At 69.3% G+C, this 20,110-nt stretch carries 18 protein-coding genes, 1 tRNA gene and 1 pseudogene; 14 read left to right on the plus strand and 6 right to left on the minus strand.

The window, feature by feature from the left end:
• From VJN29_RS12665 to VJN29_RS12675, 3 genes and pseudogenes are all read left to right on the plus strand, one after another.
• Nucleotides 1-187 (plus strand): annotated as a pseudogene (locus VJN29_RS12665) (hypothetical protein); the annotation flags it as partial.
• Nucleotides 184-543: a hypothetical protein gene (locus VJN29_RS12670; RefSeq protein WP_324143991.1), complete on the plus strand. Its 360-nt coding sequence runs from the start codon at nt 184-186 to the stop codon at nt 541-543. The pseudogene VJN29_RS12665 and the gene VJN29_RS12670, both read left to right, overlap by 4 nt.
• 49 nt (nt 544-592) lie before the next feature.
• Nucleotides 593-1,417 (plus strand): VOC family protein, encoded by an 825-nt coding sequence (locus tag VJN29_RS12675; protein WP_324143992.1) that lies wholly within the window; start codon nt 593-595, stop codon nt 1,415-1,417.
• A gap of 40 nt (nt 1,418-1,457) precedes the next feature.
• On the opposite strand, the gene VJN29_RS12680 is transcribed toward VJN29_RS12675, so the two are convergent.
• On the minus strand, nt 1,458-3,014 hold the full coding sequence (locus VJN29_RS12680) for an ATP-binding protein (RefSeq protein ID WP_324143993.1): 1,557 nt from the start codon (nt 3,012-3,014) through the stop codon (nt 1,458-1,460).
• 110 nt (nt 3,015-3,124) lie between these two features.
• Here VJN29_RS12680 and dcd point away from each other — a divergent pair, with 110 nt between their 5' ends.
• The 8 genes from dcd (at nt 3,125) to VJN29_RS12720 (ending at nt 10,561) form a co-directional block, all read left to right on the plus strand.
• Nucleotides 3,125-3,703 carry a dCTP deaminase gene (gene dcd, locus VJN29_RS12685; protein WP_324143994.1) on the plus strand — a complete coding sequence of 193 codons (579 nt, stop codon included), beginning with the start codon at nt 3,125-3,127 and terminating at the stop codon, nt 3,701-3,703.
• A gap of 11 nt (nt 3,704-3,714) precedes the next feature.
• Complete coding sequence (locus VJN29_RS12690) at nt 3,715-4,416, plus strand: alpha/beta hydrolase (protein WP_324143995.1); 702 nt, start codon at nt 3,715-3,717, stop codon at nt 4,414-4,416.
• A 172-nt stretch (nt 4,417-4,588) separates the two neighbouring features.
• Complete coding sequence (locus tag VJN29_RS12695) at nt 4,589-5,779, plus strand: ABC transporter ATP-binding protein (RefSeq protein ID WP_324143996.1); 1,191 nt, start codon at nt 4,589-4,591, stop codon at nt 5,777-5,779.
• Nucleotides 5,776-6,426, plus strand: a complete 651-nt coding sequence (locus tag VJN29_RS12700) for an ABC transporter permease (protein ID WP_324143997.1) — start codon at nt 5,776-5,778, stop codon at nt 6,424-6,426. Before VJN29_RS12695 ends, VJN29_RS12700 begins: the two co-directional genes overlap by 4 nt.
• The gene (locus tag VJN29_RS12705) at nt 6,423-7,205 is read left to right on the plus strand and encodes an ABC transporter permease (protein ID WP_324143998.1); all 783 of its coding nucleotides are present in this window, start codon (nt 6,423-6,425) and stop codon (nt 7,203-7,205) included. The genes VJN29_RS12700 and VJN29_RS12705 overlap by 4 nt, the downstream gene beginning before the upstream one ends.
• A 70-nt stretch (nt 7,206-7,275) precedes the next feature.
• Nucleotides 7,276-8,199: an ABC transporter substrate-binding protein gene (locus VJN29_RS12710; RefSeq protein WP_324143999.1), complete on the plus strand. Its 924-nt coding sequence runs from the start codon at nt 7,276-7,278 to the stop codon at nt 8,197-8,199.
• 200 nt (nt 8,200-8,399) lie between these two features.
• Nucleotides 8,400-9,164: an alpha/beta hydrolase gene (locus VJN29_RS12715; protein ID WP_324144000.1), complete on the plus strand. Its 765-nt coding sequence runs from the start codon at nt 8,400-8,402 to the stop codon at nt 9,162-9,164.
• A 2-nt stretch (nt 9,165-9,166) separates the two neighbouring features.
• Complete coding sequence (locus VJN29_RS12720; RefSeq protein WP_324144001.1) at nt 9,167-10,561, plus strand: cytochrome P450; 1,395 nt, start codon at nt 9,167-9,169, stop codon at nt 10,559-10,561.
• A 121-nt stretch (nt 10,562-10,682) separates the two neighbouring features.
• Here the strand turns inward: VJN29_RS12720 and VJN29_RS12725 are convergent, their stop codons facing one another.
• The 5 genes from VJN29_RS12725 to VJN29_RS12745 all read right to left on the minus strand — a co-directional run bounded on the left by VJN29_RS12725 (nt 10,683) and on the right by VJN29_RS12745 (nt 17,913).
• Complete coding sequence (locus VJN29_RS12725) at nt 10,683-11,426, minus strand: hypothetical protein (RefSeq protein WP_324144002.1); 744 nt, start codon at nt 11,424-11,426, stop codon at nt 10,683-10,685.
• Between the two features lie 123 nt (nt 11,427-11,549).
• Entirely contained in the window at nt 11,550-12,320 is a 771-nt protein-coding gene (locus tag VJN29_RS12730; RefSeq protein WP_324144003.1) for a slipin family protein, read from the minus strand.
• Nucleotides 12,321-12,324: 4 nt separating this feature from the next.
• A complete protein-coding gene (locus tag VJN29_RS12735) occupies nt 12,325-13,020 on the minus strand; it encodes a hypothetical protein (protein ID WP_324144004.1) in 696 nt (231 codons plus the stop codon).
• A gap of 9 nt (nt 13,021-13,029) precedes the next feature.
• Entirely contained in the window at nt 13,030-15,339 is a 2,310-nt protein-coding gene (locus VJN29_RS12740; protein WP_324144005.1) for a nitric-oxide reductase large subunit, read from the minus strand.
• A 216-nt stretch (nt 15,340-15,555) separates the two neighbouring features.
• Nucleotides 15,556-17,913 carry a (Fe-S)-binding protein gene (locus VJN29_RS12745; RefSeq protein WP_324144006.1) on the minus strand — a complete coding sequence of 786 codons (2,358 nt, stop codon included), beginning with the start codon at nt 17,911-17,913 and terminating at the stop codon, nt 15,556-15,558.
• A 210-nt stretch (nt 17,914-18,123) separates the two neighbouring features.
• Between VJN29_RS12745 and cysK the strand changes: the two genes are divergently transcribed.
• The 3 genes from cysK (at nt 18,124) to VJN29_RS12760 (ending at nt 20,069) form a co-directional block, all read left to right on the plus strand.
• Nucleotides 18,124-19,053 (plus strand): cysteine synthase A, encoded by a 930-nt coding sequence (gene cysK, locus VJN29_RS12750; protein WP_324144007.1) that lies wholly within the window; start codon nt 18,124-18,126, stop codon nt 19,051-19,053.
• A 19-nt stretch (nt 19,054-19,072) separates the two neighbouring features.
• Nucleotides 19,073-19,783 (plus strand): serine O-acetyltransferase EpsC, encoded by a 711-nt coding sequence (epsC, locus tag VJN29_RS12755; protein WP_324144008.1) that lies wholly within the window; start codon nt 19,073-19,075, stop codon nt 19,781-19,783.
• Nucleotides 19,784-19,979: 196 nt separating this feature from the next.
• A tRNA-Ser gene (locus tag VJN29_RS12760) sits at nt 19,980-20,069 on the plus strand.
• Nucleotides 20,070-20,110: the final 41 nt, after the last annotated feature.

The raw sequence follows: 20,110 nt of genomic DNA on the forward strand, positions 1-20,110 counted from the left end.
CGGCGCAGCGGTCATCACCACTCTCATGCCGGACGAGGTCGACGCCCTGCTCCTGGAGGCCGAGGTCGACCCGAGCGGCGGTCCGGCCGCGAACGTCGACTGGCTCATCGATGCGCCGTCGATTCCTGAGGGCCACCACTACGTCGGCGTCTGGTGGGCAGACCGACACGACCCCATCGGGCCATGACCCAGCTCCAGATCGCCATCTCCGTGTTGTGTGGGATCGCGGCGCTGCTCGTGCTCGTCCAGATCGCGCGGGACCGCCTCGTCAACAGGCCGATCGTCGCGATCCTGGCGCTCATCGAGGTCGGACTCGTCGTGAACCTCGTCGTCGGCATCGGGTGGCTCACCGGTGACAGACCCGACATCCCTGCGCTGACCTATCTCGGCTACCTCATTGGGTCGCTCGCAGTCCTGCCGCTCGCCGCAGGGTGGTCGTGGGCAGAGCGAAGCCGCAGCGGGACGGCCGTCATCCTCGTCGGGCTCGTGGTGGTGCCCTACCTGTTCGTGCGGCTGCACGACATCGCCACCCCGGCCGCCTGAGCCGCACTGTGGGTGCCCATCCCTACGGTGGACGGGGAAGGAGGCGCCGATGACGCCACGAACGTATCCCGAGGGCGTGACCTGCTGGGTCGATCTGGAGGCAGACGACGTCGACGAGGCCGCCCGGTTCTACGGTGCCCTCTTCGGCTGGACCTTCATCGAGGCTGCAACCGAGCGCCGGTATCTCGTTGCGCAACGCAATGGCCAGGATGCCGCCGGCATTGCTCAACGCCCCCAAGGTCCGGACGGGAGCGGCGCCGGCTGGAGCACCTACATCTCCGTCCGCGACATCACGTACGCAGTGGACCGCGTCGTGCAGGCGGGAGGCCGCATCACGCAGTCCCCGGCGGATCTCTTCAATGCCGCCATCACGGCAGCGTGTGTCGACCCGGTAGAAATCCCCTTCCGCTTGTGGCAGGCCCGCGGCCGGCAGGGCGCACAGGTGGCCAACACTCCCGGAGCGTGGAACTTCAGTGACCTGCACACCGCGGATGCGTCGGCTGCGGTGGGCTTCTATGGCGGCGTCTTCGGCTGGGTCTTCGATGATCTCGGTTTCGCGACGATGATCCGCCGGCCCGGCTATGGCGATCATCTGGCTGCCACCTCCGACCCCGGAATCCACGAGAGACAGTCAGGTGACTCAGTGCCGCCCGGTTTCGCCGATGCATTCGGGTGGCTGGCCCTGGCGCAAGATGAGAAGCCGCACTGGCAGGTCACCTTCACGGTCGCCGATCGTGACGACGCGATCGGCACGGCTGAGCGACTCGGCGCGACTGTGCTGTCCAGCACGGACACCGACTGGACCCGTGATGCGCGCCTTCAGGATCCTCAGGGCGCTGTCCTCACCGTGAGTCAGTACTCGCCTTCGGGATAGTGCGCAGTCGCCGACATCCGCAGCCGGTGGCCAGGCTGGCTCAGGGGCGGGGCCGGTGGGCGAACCACCCCGGCCCGCGGCCCCGGTAGACGCCGGGCATCGGGCCGGCAAAGGCTGCGGTCCCCGGCCCGGGGAAGCCGCCTGGGCCCATCTCCTCCGGGTCCCCAAGACCCTCGCCGCCCTCGCCCCCGAAGCCCTGCACGCCGAGCAGGCTCCGTGTCAGGAGCTCCGAGTCGGAGAGCAGCTCGTCAAGCGCCGAAGCCAGGTGCCGGTCGCCCGGTGCCGTCTCCTCGAGGGCCGCGGCCAGGACGGCTCGCCTCACGAGCTCCTTCGCGAAGCTCGCCGTCGTGCCCTCGGCCCGCTCCGCAGCGGCTGACAGTGCTGCGTCCTCGAAGAGGTGCCTGCCATAGAGCCGGAGCAGGGCGAGTCTCCCCTCGAGATCCGGCAGCGGGATCTGCGCGGCGAGGTCGACGCGTCCGGGTCGTTGCGCCAGGGCCACCTCGAGGTCCTCGACGCGGTTGGTCGTCAGCAGGAACGCCACATCGGCATCCGCGTCCAGTCCGTCAAGCGCGTCGAGCACCTCGAAGAGCAGCGGCTGCGGACCCATCGTGAGGGATCGGTCCTCGGCGACGAGGTCGACGTCCTCGAGCACGACGATCGCAGGCTGGTGCGCCCGCGCGATCTTCGCCGCGGCGTGGATGTGCTGCAGCGCACCGCCGCTGAGCAGCACCGCGGTCGTGCCGGGAGTCGCGCTGAGCAGGTAGCGGACCGTGTGCGTCTTGCCCGTCCCGGGTGGTCCGTAGAGCAGGATCCCGCGCTTGAGGTGCTGGCCGTGCTCGCGGAGGCGGTCACGGTGTCGCCCGATCCCGACGACGTGGTGCTCGATCCGGTCGAGCTCTCCCTCCGGGAGGACGACATCGTCAGGGGTCAGTGCTGGGCGCTCGATGAAGGTGGCTCCGGCGAGACCGGGACCGTAGGGATCAGAGGCGAGGGTGATGACCTGGCCGCGCATGACGCTGCGCTCGTCCATCACCTCGCGCAACCGGGCGACGAGCGCCTCGGCCGCGTCCCGTTCCGGCGCCAGCGCCTCGAAGATCGCCTTCTCCCGCCCGACGTGGGGATTTCGACCCATGACGCGCACTGCGACCGGGACACCGTCGTGATGGAAGAGCCGAACGCCCGCGGTGATGACCTGTCGGGTGTCCTCGGGTCGCGGACCTGTGTCCAGCCGCAGGTAGTCGACCTGGCCCACCGGGATGCGACCCGGCCCGAATCGACCGGCCTGCAGCAGGTCGCCGAGCGTGAAGTGGTGGCGCATGTCGCCGCCGCCGATCCCCACGAGCCGCGCCTCGGCATCGGGCGCAGCCAACTCCTCGAGCGCGATGTCGGCGTCCACGGCTCGATGTGCCGCGATCTCCTCGGTGACGACCGCGAGCCGCTCGGCCGCCACGCCGAGATGGTCCGTCAGCACCTGCACGAGCGGCTCGCCGCCCTCCTCCTCCGGCCCGAGCTCGACGGACATCCGCTGGAGCAGGCCCTGGAACTGCTGCATGAACGCGCGGACGTCGCCGTCCCCGCCGATCCCCTGTGACGTCATGGCGTTCAAACTAGGCCCCCCCGGTGACCGCGGGAAGGGCTGGAACCAAGCCCAGCGGCATACGGCATGAACGACGGCGCGCGTGAGCGAGCGCGCGGTAGCCTCCCTACGTGCTGCTCTCTGACAAGGACATCAGGGCCGAGGTCGACGGCGGGCGAGTCGTGCTCGACCCGTGGGACCCAGCCATGGTGCAGCCGTCGAGCATCGACGTGCGGCTCGACAAGTTCTTCCGGCTCTTCGACAACCACAAGTACCCCTACATCGACCCAGCCGCCGAGCAGCCCGAGCTGACGCGCCTGGTCGAGGTGGGCGCGGACGAGGAGCGGTTCGTGCTGCACCCGGGGGAGTTCGTGCTCGGGTCGACCCTCGAGACCGTCACGCTGCCGGACGACCTCGCGGCGCGGGTCGAGGGCAAGTCGTCCCTGGGGCGGCTCGGGCTGCTGACGCACGCGACCGCGGGCTTCGTCGATCCCGGCTTCTCGGGGCACGTGACGCTGGAGCTGTCCAACGTCGCGACCCTGCCGATCATGCTCTACCCGGGAATGAAGATCGGGCAGCTGTGCTTCTTCCGCCTCAGCTCACCCGCCGAAACGCCTTATGGCAGTGGTAAATACGGATCGCACTACCAAGGTCAGCGCGGCCCGACGGCGTCTCGCTCATGGCAGAACTTCCAGCGCACCCAGGTGTGAACGGCAGCCGTATGCTGCTCGCCTCCTTGACGTGGGACACGCGGCCCGCGCGCGCTGGGGCGGTGGCGCTCGTCATGCACGGGGGAGCGGTTGACTCGCGCGAGCCCAACCATCCGTGGTCGCGCAACGTCGCGCGCCTGGTGCCGTTCGCACGCGCGCTCCGCAAGGTGCCGGGGCCGCTGGCGGTCGCTCGGCTCCGGTTCCGCTACCGGGGATGGAACGGGACCGAGGCGTCGCCGGTCGAGGACGCGCGGTGGGCGCTGGAGCAGGTCCGGGCTGCGTACCCGGGCGTCCCGGTCGGCCTCGTCGGCCACTCGATGGGCGGGCGCACCGCGCTGTCCGTGTCGGACGACGACGACGTGAGACTGGTCCTCGGGCTCGCGCCGTGGATCGAGCGGGGTGATCCCGCTCCGCGGGACGGCCAGAAGACCGTCCTCATCCACGGCGATCGCGACCTCATCACGCCGCTGGCGGCCTCCCGCCGCACGGTCGACTCGATGCTGGACGCAGGGCGCGATGCGACGCTCATCCGCGTGGCACGTGGCGACCACGCGATGGTGGTTCGGGCCGGGCTCTGGACGGCGCTCGTCGTCGACATCGTCGCGGCGACCTTCGCGCCTGAGCTGGGAGGCAGCCCGGAGCCCCGGTCCGGGCCGATCGGCGCCGTGGTGACGCGGGCCGTGCACGGCGGTGGAGGGGTCATCGACATCTGACCCGGCGGTCGGCCACTCTCCTCATCGAGTGAACAGCTTTCGGGGCTGCCGCCGACCCGAAAGCTGTTCACTCGATCGGCGAGGGGCCGCGCGAGGGCCCCGAAGGTGTTCCTTCGATTGGCATGGGGGTTGACGGCCGGTCCTGTCGGAGGGTCTGGGTACGTTTGTCTCCATGATCCGCTTCGACAGCGTGACCAAGACCTACGGCGCGGGCACCGCCGGGGCGACGACCGCGGTCGACGACCTGACGCTCGAGGCGCCGACGGGGCGGATCACGGTGCTCGTCGGGCCATCCGGCTGTGGCAAGACGACCACCCTGCGCATGGTCAACCGGATGATCACTCCGACGTCGGGCACGATCTCCATCGAGGGCCGGGACACCGCGAGCCTCGATGTCGCCGAGCTGCGTCGGAACATCGGCTACGTGATCCAGCACGCCGGCCTGTTCCCCCATCGCACCGTCCTCGACAACATCACGACGGTGCCGCGCCTCCTCGGCGTGGACAAGCGCACCGCGCGGGCGCGCGCGATGGAGCTCATCGAGCGGGTCGGCCTCGAGCCCGCCCTCGCCCGTCGCTACCCGGCCCAGCTCTCGGGAGGCCAGCAGCAGCGGGTCGGTGTCGCCCGTGCCCTGGCCGCCGACCCGCCCGTCATGCTCATGGACGAGCCGTTCTCCGCCGTCGACCCCGTCGTCCGCGAGCAGCTGCAGAACGAGTTCCTCCGGCTGCAGTCGGAGATCGGCAAGACGATCCTCTTCGTCACCCACGACATCGACGAGGCGATCAAGCTCGGTGACCAGGTCGCCGTGCTGCGGATCGGCGGAGTCCTCGCCCAGCTCGACACTCCCGCAAGGCTGCTCGCCGACCCGGGCGACGACTTCGTGGCCGAGTTCGTCGGGCGCGACCGCGGCTACCGGTCGCTGGCCTTCCAGGACGCGCCGGCGCTCCCCCTCACGAAGGAGCCGACGACCCATCTCGGCGCCACCGGCAGCGAGGTCCGCGCCGTCGGGCAGGCCTGGGTCCTCTGCCTCGGCGAGCAGGGCGACCCCATCGGCTGGGTGCGGGCCGACGCCGTCACGACGACGGTGGACCGCTCACTGCTCCACCGGGGTGGCACGGTCGCCCGTTCCGACGGCTCGCTCCGAGCGCTCCTCGACGCCGCTCTCAGCTCCCCCAGCGGGCGCGGAGTCGTCGCCGACCCGGACGGCCGCTTCGTCGGCACCATCCTTGCGTCCCAGGTGGTGCCCGCCATCGAGGCCCGACACGACAACAACGGGACGTATGCCGCTGAGCCGGCTGAGCGGCATACCCCTCCACCCGCTGTCGCGGGGTCGACGACGACCGAGGGGGCCGGCCGCTCGTGAGCTGGGCGCTCGACCACCTCGACGAGATCCTCTCGCGCGGCGTGCAGCACGCCTGGCTCGCGGGGATCCCGCTGGTCCTCGGCCTGCTCATCGCCCTCCCGCTCGGCTGGCTCGCGGCGCGCAAGGCGTGGCTGCGGGGACCGCTGCTCAGTGGGACGGGGCTGCTCTACACGATCCCCTCGCTCGCGCTGTTCATCCTGCTGCCCAACATCCTCAACCGCGGCATCCTCGACCCGGTCAACGTCATCGTCGCCATGACGATCTACACGGTGGCGCTCCTGACCCGCACCGTCGCCGACGCCCTCTCGAGCGTCGACCCGTCCACGCGAGCTGCGGCCACCGCCATGGGTTTCGGCGGCTTCGCCCGGTTCCGGGCGGTCGACCTGCCCCTTGCCGTTCCGGTGCTCGCGGCCGGCCTGCGGGTCGCCGCGGTGAGCAACGTCAGCATCGTCAGCGTTGCGTCGCTCATCGGCGTCAACCAGCTCGGCTACTTCCTCACCGACGGCTACGCGCGCAACTTCGCCACCGAGGTCTGGGTCGGCATCGTGGCCTGCGTCGTGCTCGCCATCCTCTTCGACGTCGTCATCAACGGGATTGCGCGCGTTCTCACCCCGTGGGCCCGGGCGGGGGCGGAGGCGGCGTCATGATCGACGACCTCGTCACGTGGCTGACGGACCCGGCGCACTGGTCGGGACCGGACGGTGTCCCGGCCCGGCTCGGCGAGCACGTGCTCTACACCGTCGTCACCATCGCGATCGGGCTGCTGATCGCGGTGCCACTCGGCGCGTGGGTCGGGCACACCGGCCGGGCCCGCTGGCTCATCACCTGGGCGAACGCCCTCCGCGCGGTGCCCAGTCTTGGACTGCTCTTCGCCATCTCGATGCTCGTGGGGCCGCTCATCCAGAGCGATCTCGCCTTCACCATCCCCAGCATCATCGTCCTCGTGGTGCTCGCCATCCCGCCGCTGCTGTCCGGCACGTACGCCGGCGTGGAGAGCGTGGACCCGGCGGCCCGCGACGCCGCTCGCGGCATGGGGATGCGCGGCTCGCAGGTGCTCACCCGGGTCGAGCTGCCGATCGCCATGCCCCTGTTCCTGTCCGGCGTGCGCTCGGCGACGCTCCAGGTCATCGCGACCGCGACCATCGCGGCCGCGATCAGCCTGGGTGGGCTGGGGCGCTACCTCATCGACGGGCTCGCCGCACGGGACCTGCCCCAGATGGTCGCCGGGTCGGTGCTCGTCGCCGTGCTGGCCCTCGGGGCGGACGGGCTGCTGGCGCTGCTCCAGCGGTATGCCGTCTCACCGGGAATCTCCGGGCGCCGCACCCATGTTGGACCTAGCGATCCTGGACGTCTCGACGTGTCGCGTGCCGGCACCGGCCTCGGGCCACCGGGCAACCGCTCGGCGCCCGACCACCAACCGGCTTGACGTGCTCGACCCCGGCTTGACCCCACAAAGGCAGTTGCCTCGTGGCTCACCGAACGGAAAGTATCTGACCATGCTTCGCACGCGCACCCTTCTCGCCGGCCTCCTCGTCGCTGCCGTCCTCCCGCTCGCCGCCTGCGGTAGCACCGAGGACCCGCTCGCCACCGACCAGCCCCAAGCCACGAACGGCGGCACCGGAGCAGCGACCTCGGTGACCATCGGCTCGGCGGACTTCCCCGAGTCCGCGCTCCTCGGCGAGATCTACGCGCAGGCTCTCGAGGCCGAGGGCCTGACCGTGCAGCGCCAGTTCAACATTGGCAACCGGGAGACCTATCTCAAGGCGATCGACGGCGCGGAGGTCGACATCCTTCCCGAGTACACCGGCTCGTTGACGAACTACTACGACAAGACCGTGACGGCGACCGACCCGGACGAGGTCTACGAGATCCTCAAGACCAAGCTGCCGGACGGGCTCACCGTCCTGGCGAAGTCCGCTGCTGAGGACAAGAACTCCATGGCCGTCACCAAGGAAACGGCGGACACGTGGTCGCTCACGGCGATCCCCGACCTCGTCGCCCACCAGGACGAGCTGTCCATCGCTGCCCCGGCCGAGTTCCGGACCCGGCACCAGGGCCTCGTGGGCCTCAAGGAGGTCTACAACCTCGTCCCGGCGGAGTTCCGCCCGCTCGCCAGCCAGGCGACCGTCGAGGCACTGAAGAACGGCCAGGTCAAGGCCGCCAACATCTTCAGCACCGACCCGTCCATCGCGGCCAACGGCTTCGTCGTGCTCGAGGACCCGAAGCTGCTCTTCGGCTCCGACAACGTCGTGCCGCTCGTGCGCGAGGACGTGGCCGGATCCGTCCAGGCACCCCTTGACGCGGTGTCCGCGAAGCTCGACACGCCTGCCCTCGCGGACATGGTCAAGCAGGTCGTCGTGGACAAGAAGGACCCCAACGTCGTCGCCAAGGAGTGGCTGACCTCGGCTGGACTCATCTGATCGTCACGCAGGTCGAAGACGCCTTCATCCTGCGGCAGAGCACGATCGAGTGAACAGCTTTCGGGGTCCCGTCACCCCGAAACCTGTCCATTCGATGGGAGGCGACCCCGAAAGCTGTTCACTCGATCGGGGGTGGGGCTGGCGTGCGCGACTAGGCTCAGCGGCATACGGCACCTGTTGGACGAGCTCAAAGGAGAGTCATGTCGATCGCTCACCGCACCGTCGGCTCCGGCCCGCGCACCGTCTTCCTCACCCACGGGTGGTTCGGCTCGTCCGACGGCTGGGGCACGTTCCCGGAGTACCTTGACGGCGACGCCTTCACCTGGGTCTTCACCGACATCCGCGGCTACGGGCAGCGCATGGACGAGGAGGGGGACCAGTCGCTCGACGAGTCCGCTCGCGACATCCTCGCGCTCGCGGACGAGCTCGGCGTGGAACGCTTCAGCATCGTGGGGCACTCCATGGGCGGGGCGCTGGTCCAGCGGGTCCTCGCACTGGCGCCCGAGCGCGTCGAGGCCCTCGTGGGGGTCTGCCCGGTCAGCTCGACGCCGACGCCCTTCGACGAGGCCGGGCGCGAGCTCTTCTGGGGTGCCGCGGAGGACCGCGACAAGCGCTACGGAATCGTCGACTTCACCACGGGAAACCGCAACACACCCATCTTCGTCAACTCGGTCGTCGACTGGTCGCTCGAGCACTCCACCAAGGAGGCCTTCGCCAACGTGCTGGAGGCCTGGGCCAAGCCGGACTTCGAGGATGAGGTCAAGGGCAACGAGACTCCTGTCCTGGTCCTGGCCGGCGAGCACGACCCCGCGCTCGGCAAGGAGACCTGCGAGCAGACGTGGATGCAGCTCTTCCCGAAGGTGCGGCTCGAGGTGATCGCCAACGCCGGCCACTACCCGATGTTCGAGGCGCCGGTCAACCTCGCGACCCGCATCAACAACTTCCTCAAGGAGACCGGGGCCTGACCATGCCCGCGGGGGCCCAGGGTGCTGAGCCCGGCTCTGCCCCGCCCGGCTCCGCTCAGGCGCCGCTCGCCGGGGCCACTCGGCTGCTGCACGACCCGTCCACCTACGTCAACGGGGTCCCGTATGCCGTGCTCGCCGAACTGCGGCGGGAGTGCGGCGTGGTGCGCGTCGAGGAACCCGAGCAGCTCGGCTGGCCTGAGGGGCCGGGCTACTGGCTGGTGCTCCGACACGCGGACGTGGTGCGCGTCCTGCGCGACCCGAGGACGTTCTCCTCATGGCTCGGCGGCACGCAGATCCGCGACCCTGCCACACCGGCGGACCTCGCCTACGTGCGCCGGATGATGCTCAACATGGACCCGCCGGAGCACTCGCGGCTGCGACGGATGCTGGCACGGTCCTTCACCCCCAGGGCGATCGGACGCCTGGAGTCGCAGATCGCAGGGCACGCCAAGGGAGTCGTCGACCGGATGCTCGCCGGGCCGCGGGAGTGCGACTTCGCCAAGGACGTTGCTGCCGACCTGCCGCTGCTGGCGCTCGCGGACATTCTCGGCGTGCCGTCCGAGGATCGCTGGCTGATGTTCGACTGGTCCAACCGGGTGATCGGCTGGCAGGACTCCGACTACGCCTCGAGCGCGGCCTTCACCGGAGAAGGCGGCTCGGACCTCGCGGCGCCTGCGTTGGCGGTGCGGCCGTCACCAGGACCGGACGGTCGGATGCCCGACCCGCGCAGTCGCGCGGGGATGCCCGATCTCTACCTGTATGCCGCTGGGCTGGGTGAGCGCAAACGTGCCCACCCCGGCGACGACGTCATGTCGATCCTCATGGCCCAGCGCGACGATGCGGCCGGCGGCGACGGACACGTGTCCATCGATGAGTTCGAGAACCTGTTCTGGCTCTTCGCCGTGGCGGGCAACGAGACGCTCCGGAATGGCCTCCCCGGCGCGATGATCGCATTGCTCGAGAACCCAGCCGCGCAGCGCGCACTTCGGGCGGATCCGTCCCGGGTCAGCGGCGTGGTGGACGAGCTGCTGCGCTGGTGGACGCCGGTGATGACGTTCCGGCGCACGGCGACGGCGGATGTCGACGTGGCCGGCCAGCGCATCGCGGCGGGGGACAAGGTCGTCGTGTCCTTCGCCTCGGCCAACCGCGACGAGGCAGTGTTCGGAAGCCCTGACCCCGACCGCTTCGACCTCGAGCGCAACGCCAAGGCGCACCTCGCCTTCGGGCACGGCCCGCACTTCTGCCTCGGCGCGCATCTGGCCCGGGTGCAGATGACCGCGCTCTTCACCGAGGTCCTCACCCGCACGACCTCGATCGAGGCTGCCGGGGAGCCGGCCTTCCTGCGGTCGAACTTCCAGCGCGGGGTCAAGCGGCTGCCGATCGGCTGGACCGCCTGACGGCGGGGTTCGAGCCCATTCCCGTGCAGGCAGCTCGCATCGTGCTCCGGGAGGCGGAGCAGGATGCGAGTCATGTCATCCAGTGGGCCGACGAGCGCGGCCCCACGAGCGCGTTCGCTGGTCAGCGGCTGGTTGCGCGAGGAAGGTCCGACGCAGACCGCGCGGCGCTCTCCTCCATCTCGACCGGGGCCGGCGCAGGTGCCGCCGACTCGCTGCTCGCCTTGATCGCCTTGGTCTCGTCGATGCTGTCCCGCAGGAGCGAGACCAGCTGTGCCGAGGGGTCGTCCACGCAGGCCCGAGCGATGCCGTTGACGGCGAGCGAGACGACCTTGGCGGCAGCGTCGGCACGCAGGTCGCGGGTGCCGACGCGTCGCACGAAGTCCCGCGCCCACTTCTCCGCGCCCGGCACGTGGGCCAGCGCGGTCCTGGCCTCCTCGCTCAGCGCCTGGGGATCGCGGCCCTCGATGTCGTTGAGGTGGCGCTCCGCGCCCATGACGGCCAGCGCCATGACGTTCTGACGCTCGGCCGACGCGATCGGCAGGGCGACGAGGGCGGCGCGGCGCATGAGTGCCGGTGCGACTCGTCGGTCGTCCGGGTTCAAGCCGACGACCTCGGGGATCATCATGGCCAGCTCCTGCCGCCGGGCATCGCCGAGGGCGTCGTTGACGCACCGGGCCAGCGAGGCGAGGACCGGGTGGGTGCACTTGGGATGGTCACTCCACCGCTCGCCGGCCAGGTAGGAGGCCATCTCCATGAAGCAGGCACCCTTGCGGGGGTTGCGATGACGTCCGCGGGAGAGGACCGGTACTCCGTCCGGGATGACGTCGAGCGGCTGGGATGGTGTGGTGGCGGATCGACCGAACATGTTGGCTCCCTGTGTACGGTGCGCTGACCTCTACCCAATATGCGCGCAGTGACCCCCGCCTGACCAGCCCTTCAGGACATTCGGCTCGGCGGCGTCCCCGTGGGACGCTGCCGAGCGCCAGCCTCAGTCGCCGTCCGGCGGCGCCAGCCGCTTCAGCAACGGGCCGACGATGTCCATCGGGAGTGGGAAGACCACGGTGGAGTTCTGGTCGGCGCCGAGCTCCAACAGGGTCTGCAGGTAGCGCAGCTGGAGCGACGCCGGGCTCTGCGAGAGCATGTCGGCCGCCTGCTTCAGCTCGCCTGAAGCCTGCAGCTCACCCCTGGCGTTGATGACCTTGGCCCGGCGCTCGCGCTCCGCCTCGGCCTCCCGGGCCATGGCCCGCTGCATCTGCTCGGGGATCTCGACGTCCTTGATCTCGACCACGGACACGTCGACGCCCCACGGCTTGGTCTGCAGCTCGATGATCTCCCGCAGGTCGTGGTTGAGGTCCTCGCGGTGGGCCAGGAGCGTGTCGAGGTCGGCGCGTCCGAGGACTGACCGCAGCGTCGTCTGGGCGATCTGCGACGTTGCCACCGCATAGTTCTCGACCTGCATGACGGCGGCTTCCGGGTCGACCACGTTGAACAGGACGACGGCGTTGACCCGCGCCGGCACGTTGTCCTTGGTGATGACATCCTGAGGCGGGATGGTCAGCGTGACGACGCGGAGGTCGATGCGCTCGAGCCGGAAGAGCCCGGGGACGAGCAGGTGCAGCCCCGGCTGGTAGATCGGTCTCAGCTTGCCGAGGCGGAAGACGACCCCGCGCTCGTACTGGGGGATGATCCTGACAGACGTCGCCACGATGGCGGCGGCCACGATGAGGACTGCGAGGACAGGGGCGATCCAGCCGGGCATGGGTTCACTTCCGCGTGGTGGGGTTGGGCAGGTCGACCCGGCGCCGGTCGCTGGCCCAGCGGGTCTGGTATCGATCGAGGACCTGGTCGAGCGACGGCTCGCCCGTCGGCTGACCCGGACCTGACGGGGACGAGTCCTCCGCGCCGGGAGCGTCGCTCGAGGCGTCGCTCCGGAGGTGCTCGGGGAAGTTGCTCGGCGTGTGCCACAGGTGCTTGGCCAGGGGCACGCCTGCGATGAGGGCGACGATGACCGCGGCGGTGAGGACGATGACGTCACCCGCGCCGTCGGCCCCGAGCAGCATCGCGGTCGGCATGAAGACGGCGACGGCCGCGACGGCCAGGGCGATCCCGCGATGGAAGCGACCCGCCTCGGAGTAGGGCCACGGGTCGACCTGCCGGGTCAGCTCCCTCGGGCCTGGGCTCGGCGAGCACTCGGCCTTGACGGGGCAGCGGCCGCAGATCGCATGCTGGCCCTGGTACCGGATCACCCGCTTGTCCGGGTCGAAGGATGCGGGCCACAGCCACTGGTCCTGGTGGCACTTCCACGCGTCCTGGTCCGAGTGGTAGACGAAGTTCCCCGTCCGCCACCGTGCCGAGCGCTCCGCCGAGCGCGCCCCCATCCGGTCGAACAGCCACGCGATCATCAGGAGTACCGCGGAGTAGCCGCTGACGAGCAGCACGGTGAGGGACGGGGAACGCACGGTGGCCTCCTACTTCTTCCCGGCCGGCTCGAGCTCGACGAAGAGCACGTCCTGGGGCAGCTCCTCGACGACCTTCCCCTGTCGATAGTGACGCAGGCCGAGCCAGGTCATCCAGAGGAAGGGCAGCACGCCGCCGATGATGAAGATGAGGTCGCCGGGCATCCGGCCCCACTCCAGCAGGGCATTCGTCGTGTTGGTGACGAACGCCAGCTCCCGCGCCTCGTAGTAGCCCTGACCGACCGAGTGGTAGAGCTGCAGGACGCCGAGCGGCAGGAGCGTCGCGAAGACCATCCACGCGAGGCCGATGTTGAGGCTCCAGAAGGACAGCTTGGCCCACTTCTCCGGCCACTTGTCCGGCGGGATGAGGTAGCGCAGCGCGAACATGGCGAGGCCGACGGCGAGCATCCCGTAGACGCCCATCATCGCCGCGTGGCCGTGGTTGGCCGTGAGAGCCGTGCCGATCTCGTAGTAGCTGACGATGGGCAGGTTGATGAGGAAACCGAAGACACCGGCGCCGAGGAAGTTCCAGAACCCGACGGCCACGAGGAACATGACGGCCCACCGGTGCGGGAACGGTGCCGAGGTCTTCGCCTCTTGCCGGGCGCCGAGCTGCATGAATGCCCAGGCCTCGACGGTGAGGAAGGTCAGCGGGATGACCTCCGCCGCGGAGAAGAACGCACCGAGGGCCATGTGCTCGACGGGCGTGCCGGAGAAGTAGAGGTGGTGCATCGTCCCGATGACGCCGCCCATCGAGTAGAGGATGACGTCGAGGAAGATGATGCCGAGCGCGATCTTCTCCCGGACGACGCCGAGCATCACGAACATGTAGGCGACCATGACCGTGGTGAACAGCTCGAGGAAGTCCTCGACCCACAAGTGCACGACCCAGAACCGCCAGAACTCCGCGACCGACAGGTGGGTCTCCGTGGTGGCGAGCAGGCCGACCGCGTAGAAGGCGGGGATCGCGAGCGCCGAGAAGAAGAAGAGCCACGGCATGTTGCCCTTCGACTCGCCTCGGAGCCGGGCGCGAATCCCCCTGAAGATCATGACGATCCAGAACACCATGCCGACCGTGAGCAGGATCTGGAAGACCCGAGGCAGGTCAAGGTACTCCCACTGCTGGGCGAACAGCGGACCTTCAGCCCAGTCGACACCGTGGATCGACAGGGCCTCGGCGATGAGCGAGCCGAACACGACGACGGCGAGGGCGCCGAGCAGCGCGTAGGCCAGCTTGTGCTGGCCCTTCGGCTCGCGGCCGGAGATGAGCGGGGTGAGGAAGATCCCGGCAGCGAGGAAGCCAGCCGCGGTCCAGAACAGCGACAGCTGGACGTGCCACGTCCGGGCCAGGTTGTAGGGCAGCAGCTGGGCGAGATCGAAGCCGAAGAACGAGAGGATGTCGGCGCGGTAGTGCTCGGCGGCGGCGCCCACGAAGGTCTGGATCAGGAAGAGGAGCGCGATGACGAAGAAGAACCAGGCCGTCGCGCGCTGGGAGAGCGTGAGGCCGACGGTCCCCGGCTGGCGGAAGGCGATCGCGGGAGCCTCCTCGGAGTGCCAGCCGATCTTGCGGCTCCACCGGCCGTAGATGGCGAAGAGCAGGCCGGTCCCGCCGATGAGGGCGATGAGCGAGAGGCCGGACCAGACGAGCATGTCGGCGGTCGGGCCGTTCTCGACGCGCGGCTCCATCGGCCAGTTGTTCGTGTAGGAGTAGTCGAAGCCCGGCCGCTCGGCGGCCGAGGCCCACGCCGTCCACGCGAAGAACGCGGTGATCTCCTGGATCTCCTGAGGGTCGGTGATGACGTTGGGCTTGAGGCCGAAGCGGGTGGAGTCCTCGCCGAAGAAGTCCGCGTAGTAGAGCTTGGCGTTCTCGAAGGCGCCGACCTGGTTGTCGGTGAAGGTCAGCACGCCCGTGGACTCGTCGTAGCGGTTGGTCCGCCACTCCTCGACGTTGAGGGTCCTGGGGTCCTGCGCGCCGCTGTCGCGGATCTGGTGCTCGGTGAACTCCGTTGCGTGGCGGAGGTACTCGGCTGTGAAGTCTTGGCCGAGATAGCCGCCATGGCCCATGATCGAGCCGTACTGCATGAGGCCGCGAGCCTGGAACAGGGCCTGCCCCGCGGTGATCTCCTCGGTGGTGAAGACGGTCTGGCCGGTGGAGGAGACGACCCGCTCCGGCTGGGGCATCGAGGCCGTGTACGTCCGGTAGGCGAGGATGCCCATCACGAAGAAGCTGAAGAGCATGACGAGGGCGACGCCCTGGACCCAGCCCTTCCCTACCAGCATCTGACGTTGCGGCGAGTCCTTCTGGGTCGGCGTAGCTACCATCGCTGCTCCTGGCGTTAATTTGTACGGTGGGAACCAGTGAAAAGCAGGGGAACTCTAGCAATGCCCCGAAACGTACTCCGCACAGGGTGCGCGCGCGACGCGAACACGCGTCACAACGGCAGAGGAAGGACCCCTCCGCGCGTGTGGAGGGGTCCTTCAGGCCGTATGCCGCTGGGCTCGCTCAGTCCCACATCCCTGGGTGAGCGGTGGGCTGGATCAGCTGGCGGGCTCGGGCATCGGGGCGTCGGGCAGGGCGTCGGCCTCCTCGCCAATCTGGCCGTCCTCCCCGCGGCGGACTGCGGCGAGGAGCATCTGGGCGACGTCGACGACCTCGACCTCGCCCTCGGCCTTCGCTCCCTCCTGGACGGCGGCGTTGAGGCCGTCGGTGAGCATGACCTTGCAGAAGGGACAGCCGACGGCGATCCGGTCTGCGCCCGTCGCCAGGGCCTCGGCAGTGCGGTTGTTGTTGATCCGCGTGCCGAGCTTCTCCTCCATCCACATGCGCGCCCCGCCTGCACCGCAGCAGAAGGACCGCTCCCCGCTGCGCTCCATCTCGGCGTACTCGACACCGGGCAGCACCTGCAGCAGCTCACGCGGCGGCGCATAGACCTGGTTGTGGCGGCCGAGGTAGCACGGGTCGTGGTAGGTCACCTTGTTCCCGGTCGACCCGGCCCGGGAGAGACCGAGGCCGTCGCCCTCGCCGGGTCGTGCGACGGGGGTCAGGCGCTTCTCGCGGACGAGGCGGTTGAGCAGCTGCGTGTGGTGCAACACCTCGTACGTGCCGCCGAGCTGCGGGTACTCGTTCTTGATCGTATTGAAGCAGTGCGCGCAGGTGACGACGATCTTCGTCGCGCCGACCTCGCCCAGTACCTCGACGTTCTGCTGGGCCAGCATCTGGTAGAGGAACTCGTTGCCGGCGCGGCGAGCCGGGTCGCCCGTGCACGACTCCCCGTCGCCGAGGACGGCGAACTTCACACCGGCGAGGTCGAGCAGCTCCGCGACGGCTCGAGTCGTCCTCTTGGCCCGGTCCTCGTAGGCGCCGGCGCAGCCGACCCAGAACAGGTAGTCAACCTCCTCCAGGGACTCGACGTCGGTCCCGACCTGGGGCACCTCGAAGGGCAGGTCCTTGGCCCAGTCCATCCGCAGCCGCGGCGCCAGTCCCCACGGGTTGGCGTTCTTCTCGAGGTTCTTGAACAGGCCACCGAGCTCGGACGGGAAGGCCGACTCGATGAGGTTCTTGTAGCGACGCATGTCGACGATGGCGTCGACGTGCTCGATGTCGACCGGGCACTGCTCGACGCAGGCGCCGCACGTCGTGCAGGACCAGATGACGTCCTCGTCGATGACGGCTCCGCCCCCATCCGGCGTGCCGAACGGCAGGTAGGCGCCGAGCGGGTCGCGGATGTCGTAGCCCGTCTCCCCGACGAGCTCGTCCACGGCCACCGCGGCCCTGGTCTTGTCGGAGAACCCGTTGGACGCCTGCTCGATGCCGGCCGCCCGGACCTCCTCGGAGGCCTGCAGCCAGGGCGCCTTGGCGTGCGCGTGGTCGCGCAGAGCCATGACGAGCAGCTTGGGGGAGAGCGGCTTGTCGGTGTTCCACGCCGGGCACTGGCTCTGGCAGCGGCCGCACTCGGTGCACGTGGTGAAGTCGAGCAGGCCCTTCCAGGTGAAGTCCTCCACCTTCCCGACGCCGAGGGCGGCGTCCTCGTCGAGCTCCTCGACCTTCTCGAAGTCGAGCACCTCACCGCCGACCTTGATCGGCTGCAGCTCGCCGAGGCTCGTCCGGCCGTCGGCGTGGCGCTTGTAGAAGATGTTGAAGAAGGCGAGGAAGCGGTGCCAGGCGACCCCCATCGTCGGGGTCAGCGCGATGGTGATCATCCACGCGAAGCTGATCAGGATCTTGATCGCCGCGACGACGATGATGGCGGTCTCCAGCGTGCGCGACGACAGACCCGTGAAGCTCTCGCCGAGCCAGCCGGTCAACGGGTAGTGCAACGCCGTCGCGCCGTCGCCCCCGCTCACCTGCTCCAGGGCGTACTCGAGGGGCCGGAGCAGCAGGATGCAGACCATCACGCCGAGGATGGTCAGCTCGACGTAGTACGCCTGCCACCAGGTGGATCCGAAGAACCGGCTGCGGCGGCCGCCATCACCCGGCGCAGAGCGCGGGTGGTTCTTCTGACGGATCGCCATGAGCGCGAGGATCGCGACCAGACCAGTCCAGGCCAGCGCCTCCGTGATCCATTCGAAGGGCGGGAAGTGGCCGATCAGGGGCAGCGCGAACGACGGCTCGAAGAGCTGGCCGAACGCCGTCACCAGGGTGAGGAACAGGTAGCCGAAGCCGACCATCGTCACCCAGTGGGCGATCGCGACGACGGGCAGGCGCGCCATCCGGGTGTGTCCGAGAAACTCTCGAAGCAGCGTCCGCGTGCGCTCGCCCTTCCTGTCGCCGCGGTACTCCGGCTGGCCGAGGCGGAACGTCGCCAGGTAGTGGTTGATGGTCCGGGTGAGCAACGCAACGGCCACCACCGTGGTGGCGAGGCAGATGACGATCGCGATGATCTGGAGCGCACTCATGGCCGGGAGTCTACTGACGACTGAGCAGAGGCTTAGTCCAGTGTGACACCGGTCCCAGCGGGCCACCAGCACGTGGACACGGGTGCGCCCGGGCTTGGCAGTGGATAACGTTGTGTTGGAATATTCATAAGTTCGATTCGATTGTCTGAAACGGTCGACACGAATCGCCACCTACCCCGGACCACCGCTTCGCCAGAGGGAGCCACGCCAATGCCCATTTACGACGACGTGACCAAGCTGGTCGGCAACACGCCACTCGTCCGACTGAACAAGGTCACCGACGGAGCGGAGGCGACGGTCGCCGCGAAGCTCGAGTTCTACAACCCCGCGAGCTCCGTCAAGGACCGCATCGGGGTGTCCATCGTCGACGCTGCCGAGGCGAGCGGTGACCTCAAGCCGGGCGGCACGATCGTCGAGGCCACGTCGGGCAACACCGGCATCGCCCTCGCGATGGTCGGCGCCGCCCGGGGCTACAACGTCGTGCTCACCATGCCCGAGTCGATGTCGAAGGAGCGCCGCGCCCTCCTGCGGGCCTTCGGCGCCGAGCTCGTCCTCACCGACCCGGCCACCGGGATGAAGGGTGCCGTCCAGCGCGCCGACGAGATCGCGGCCGAGCGGGGCGGCGTCCTCGCGCGCCAGTTCGCCAACCCGGCCAACGTCGAGATCCACCGCAGGACCACGGCCGAGGAGATCTGGAAGGACACCGACGGCAAGGTCGACATCGTCGTCTCCGGCATCGGCACGGGCGGCACGATCACGGGCGTCGGCCAGGTCCTCAAGTCCCGCAAGCCCGACGTGAAGATGATCGCCGTCGAGCCGGAGGAGTCGCCGATCCTCAACGGCGGGCAGCCCGGCCCGCACAAGATCCAGGGCCTCGGCGCCAACTTCGTGCCCGAGATCCTCGACACCGAGATCTACGACGAGGTCATCGACGTCAACGTGGCCACCTCTGTCGAGTACGCCCGTCGCGCCGCCACCGAGGAGGGCCTGCTCGTCGGCATCAGCTCCGGTGCCGCCATCGCCGCGGCCGTCCAGGTCGCGGCCCGCCCGGAGAACAAGGGCAAGACGATCGTCGTGATCATCCCGTCCTTCGGCGAGCGCTACCTGTCCACCATCCTCTTCGAGGGCCTCGTCGACTGACTCTTTCCCAGGAGATCCCATGAGCACGGCCGTGAACCACGAGGGTCAGCGCGCGCGTCCAGCGCCCGAGAGCCCGCTGAAGCTGGTCCGCACGTCCGACGTGGAGCCGACTCAGCGGCATACGGACAAGCAGAGGCCGTATGCCGCTGGGCTCGGTCTCGTGCGGAAGCTGACCCAGCGCTTCCTCGAGGACGTCAACGGGGCCATCGAGCGGGACCCGGCTGCGACGTCGCGACTCGAGGTCGTGCTCACGTCACCCGGTCTGCATGCCATCTGGGCGCACCGGGGACTGCACGAGCTGTGGAAGCTGCCCGGCGGGCGGCTGCCCGCCCGGGTCCTCGCGACGGTCACGCGGTCGGTCACCGGCGTGGAGATCCATCCAGGTGCCCGCATCGGACGACGCTTCTTCATCGACCACGGGATGGGCGTCGTCATCGGCGAGACCGCGGAGGTCGGTGACGACGTGATGATGTACCACGGCGTCACGCTCGGTGGGCGCTCGTTGTCGCGCGTCAAGCGCCACCCGACGGTCGGCAACCGCGTGACGATCGGCTCCGGAGCTCGGCTCCTCGGTCCGGTCACGGTCGGTGACGACACCCAGGTCGGGGCCAACGCGGTCGTCGTCAAGGACGTCCCTGCCGGAGCCGTGGCGGTCGGCGTGCCGGCGGTGGTGCGGTTCCCCAGGAAGAGCGCGACGAACCAGTGGCTCGATCCAGCGATGTTCATCTGACTTGCTGGGTTGCTGACGTGTTTGCGTGACCCGGTAGGTGGGTACAACGTGGAGGAGGCGCTCTGCCTCCCTGTGGCCCCGTTGCGTATCCCCCTGCGCGACGGGGCCCCCTTATGCCAGAAACCCTTGTCGAGTAGGACTTCGCGCCGAGATGGTTCGGGCACGCCACGCCCCGCGGCTACACTCGGCGCACCAAGGAGGGCTCGCATAGTGGCCTAGTGCGGCGGTCTTGAAAACCGCTATGGGTTTACGCCCATCGTGGGTTCGAATCCCACGCCCTCCGCCAGCCCGCCCCTGACACAGACAGTCCGTACCCGGATGAATCCC

The organism is Intrasporangium sp. (genome assembly GCF_035280925.1).
Taxonomy (GTDB): Bacteria; Actinomycetota; Actinomycetes; order Actinomycetales; family Dermatophilaceae; genus Intrasporangium.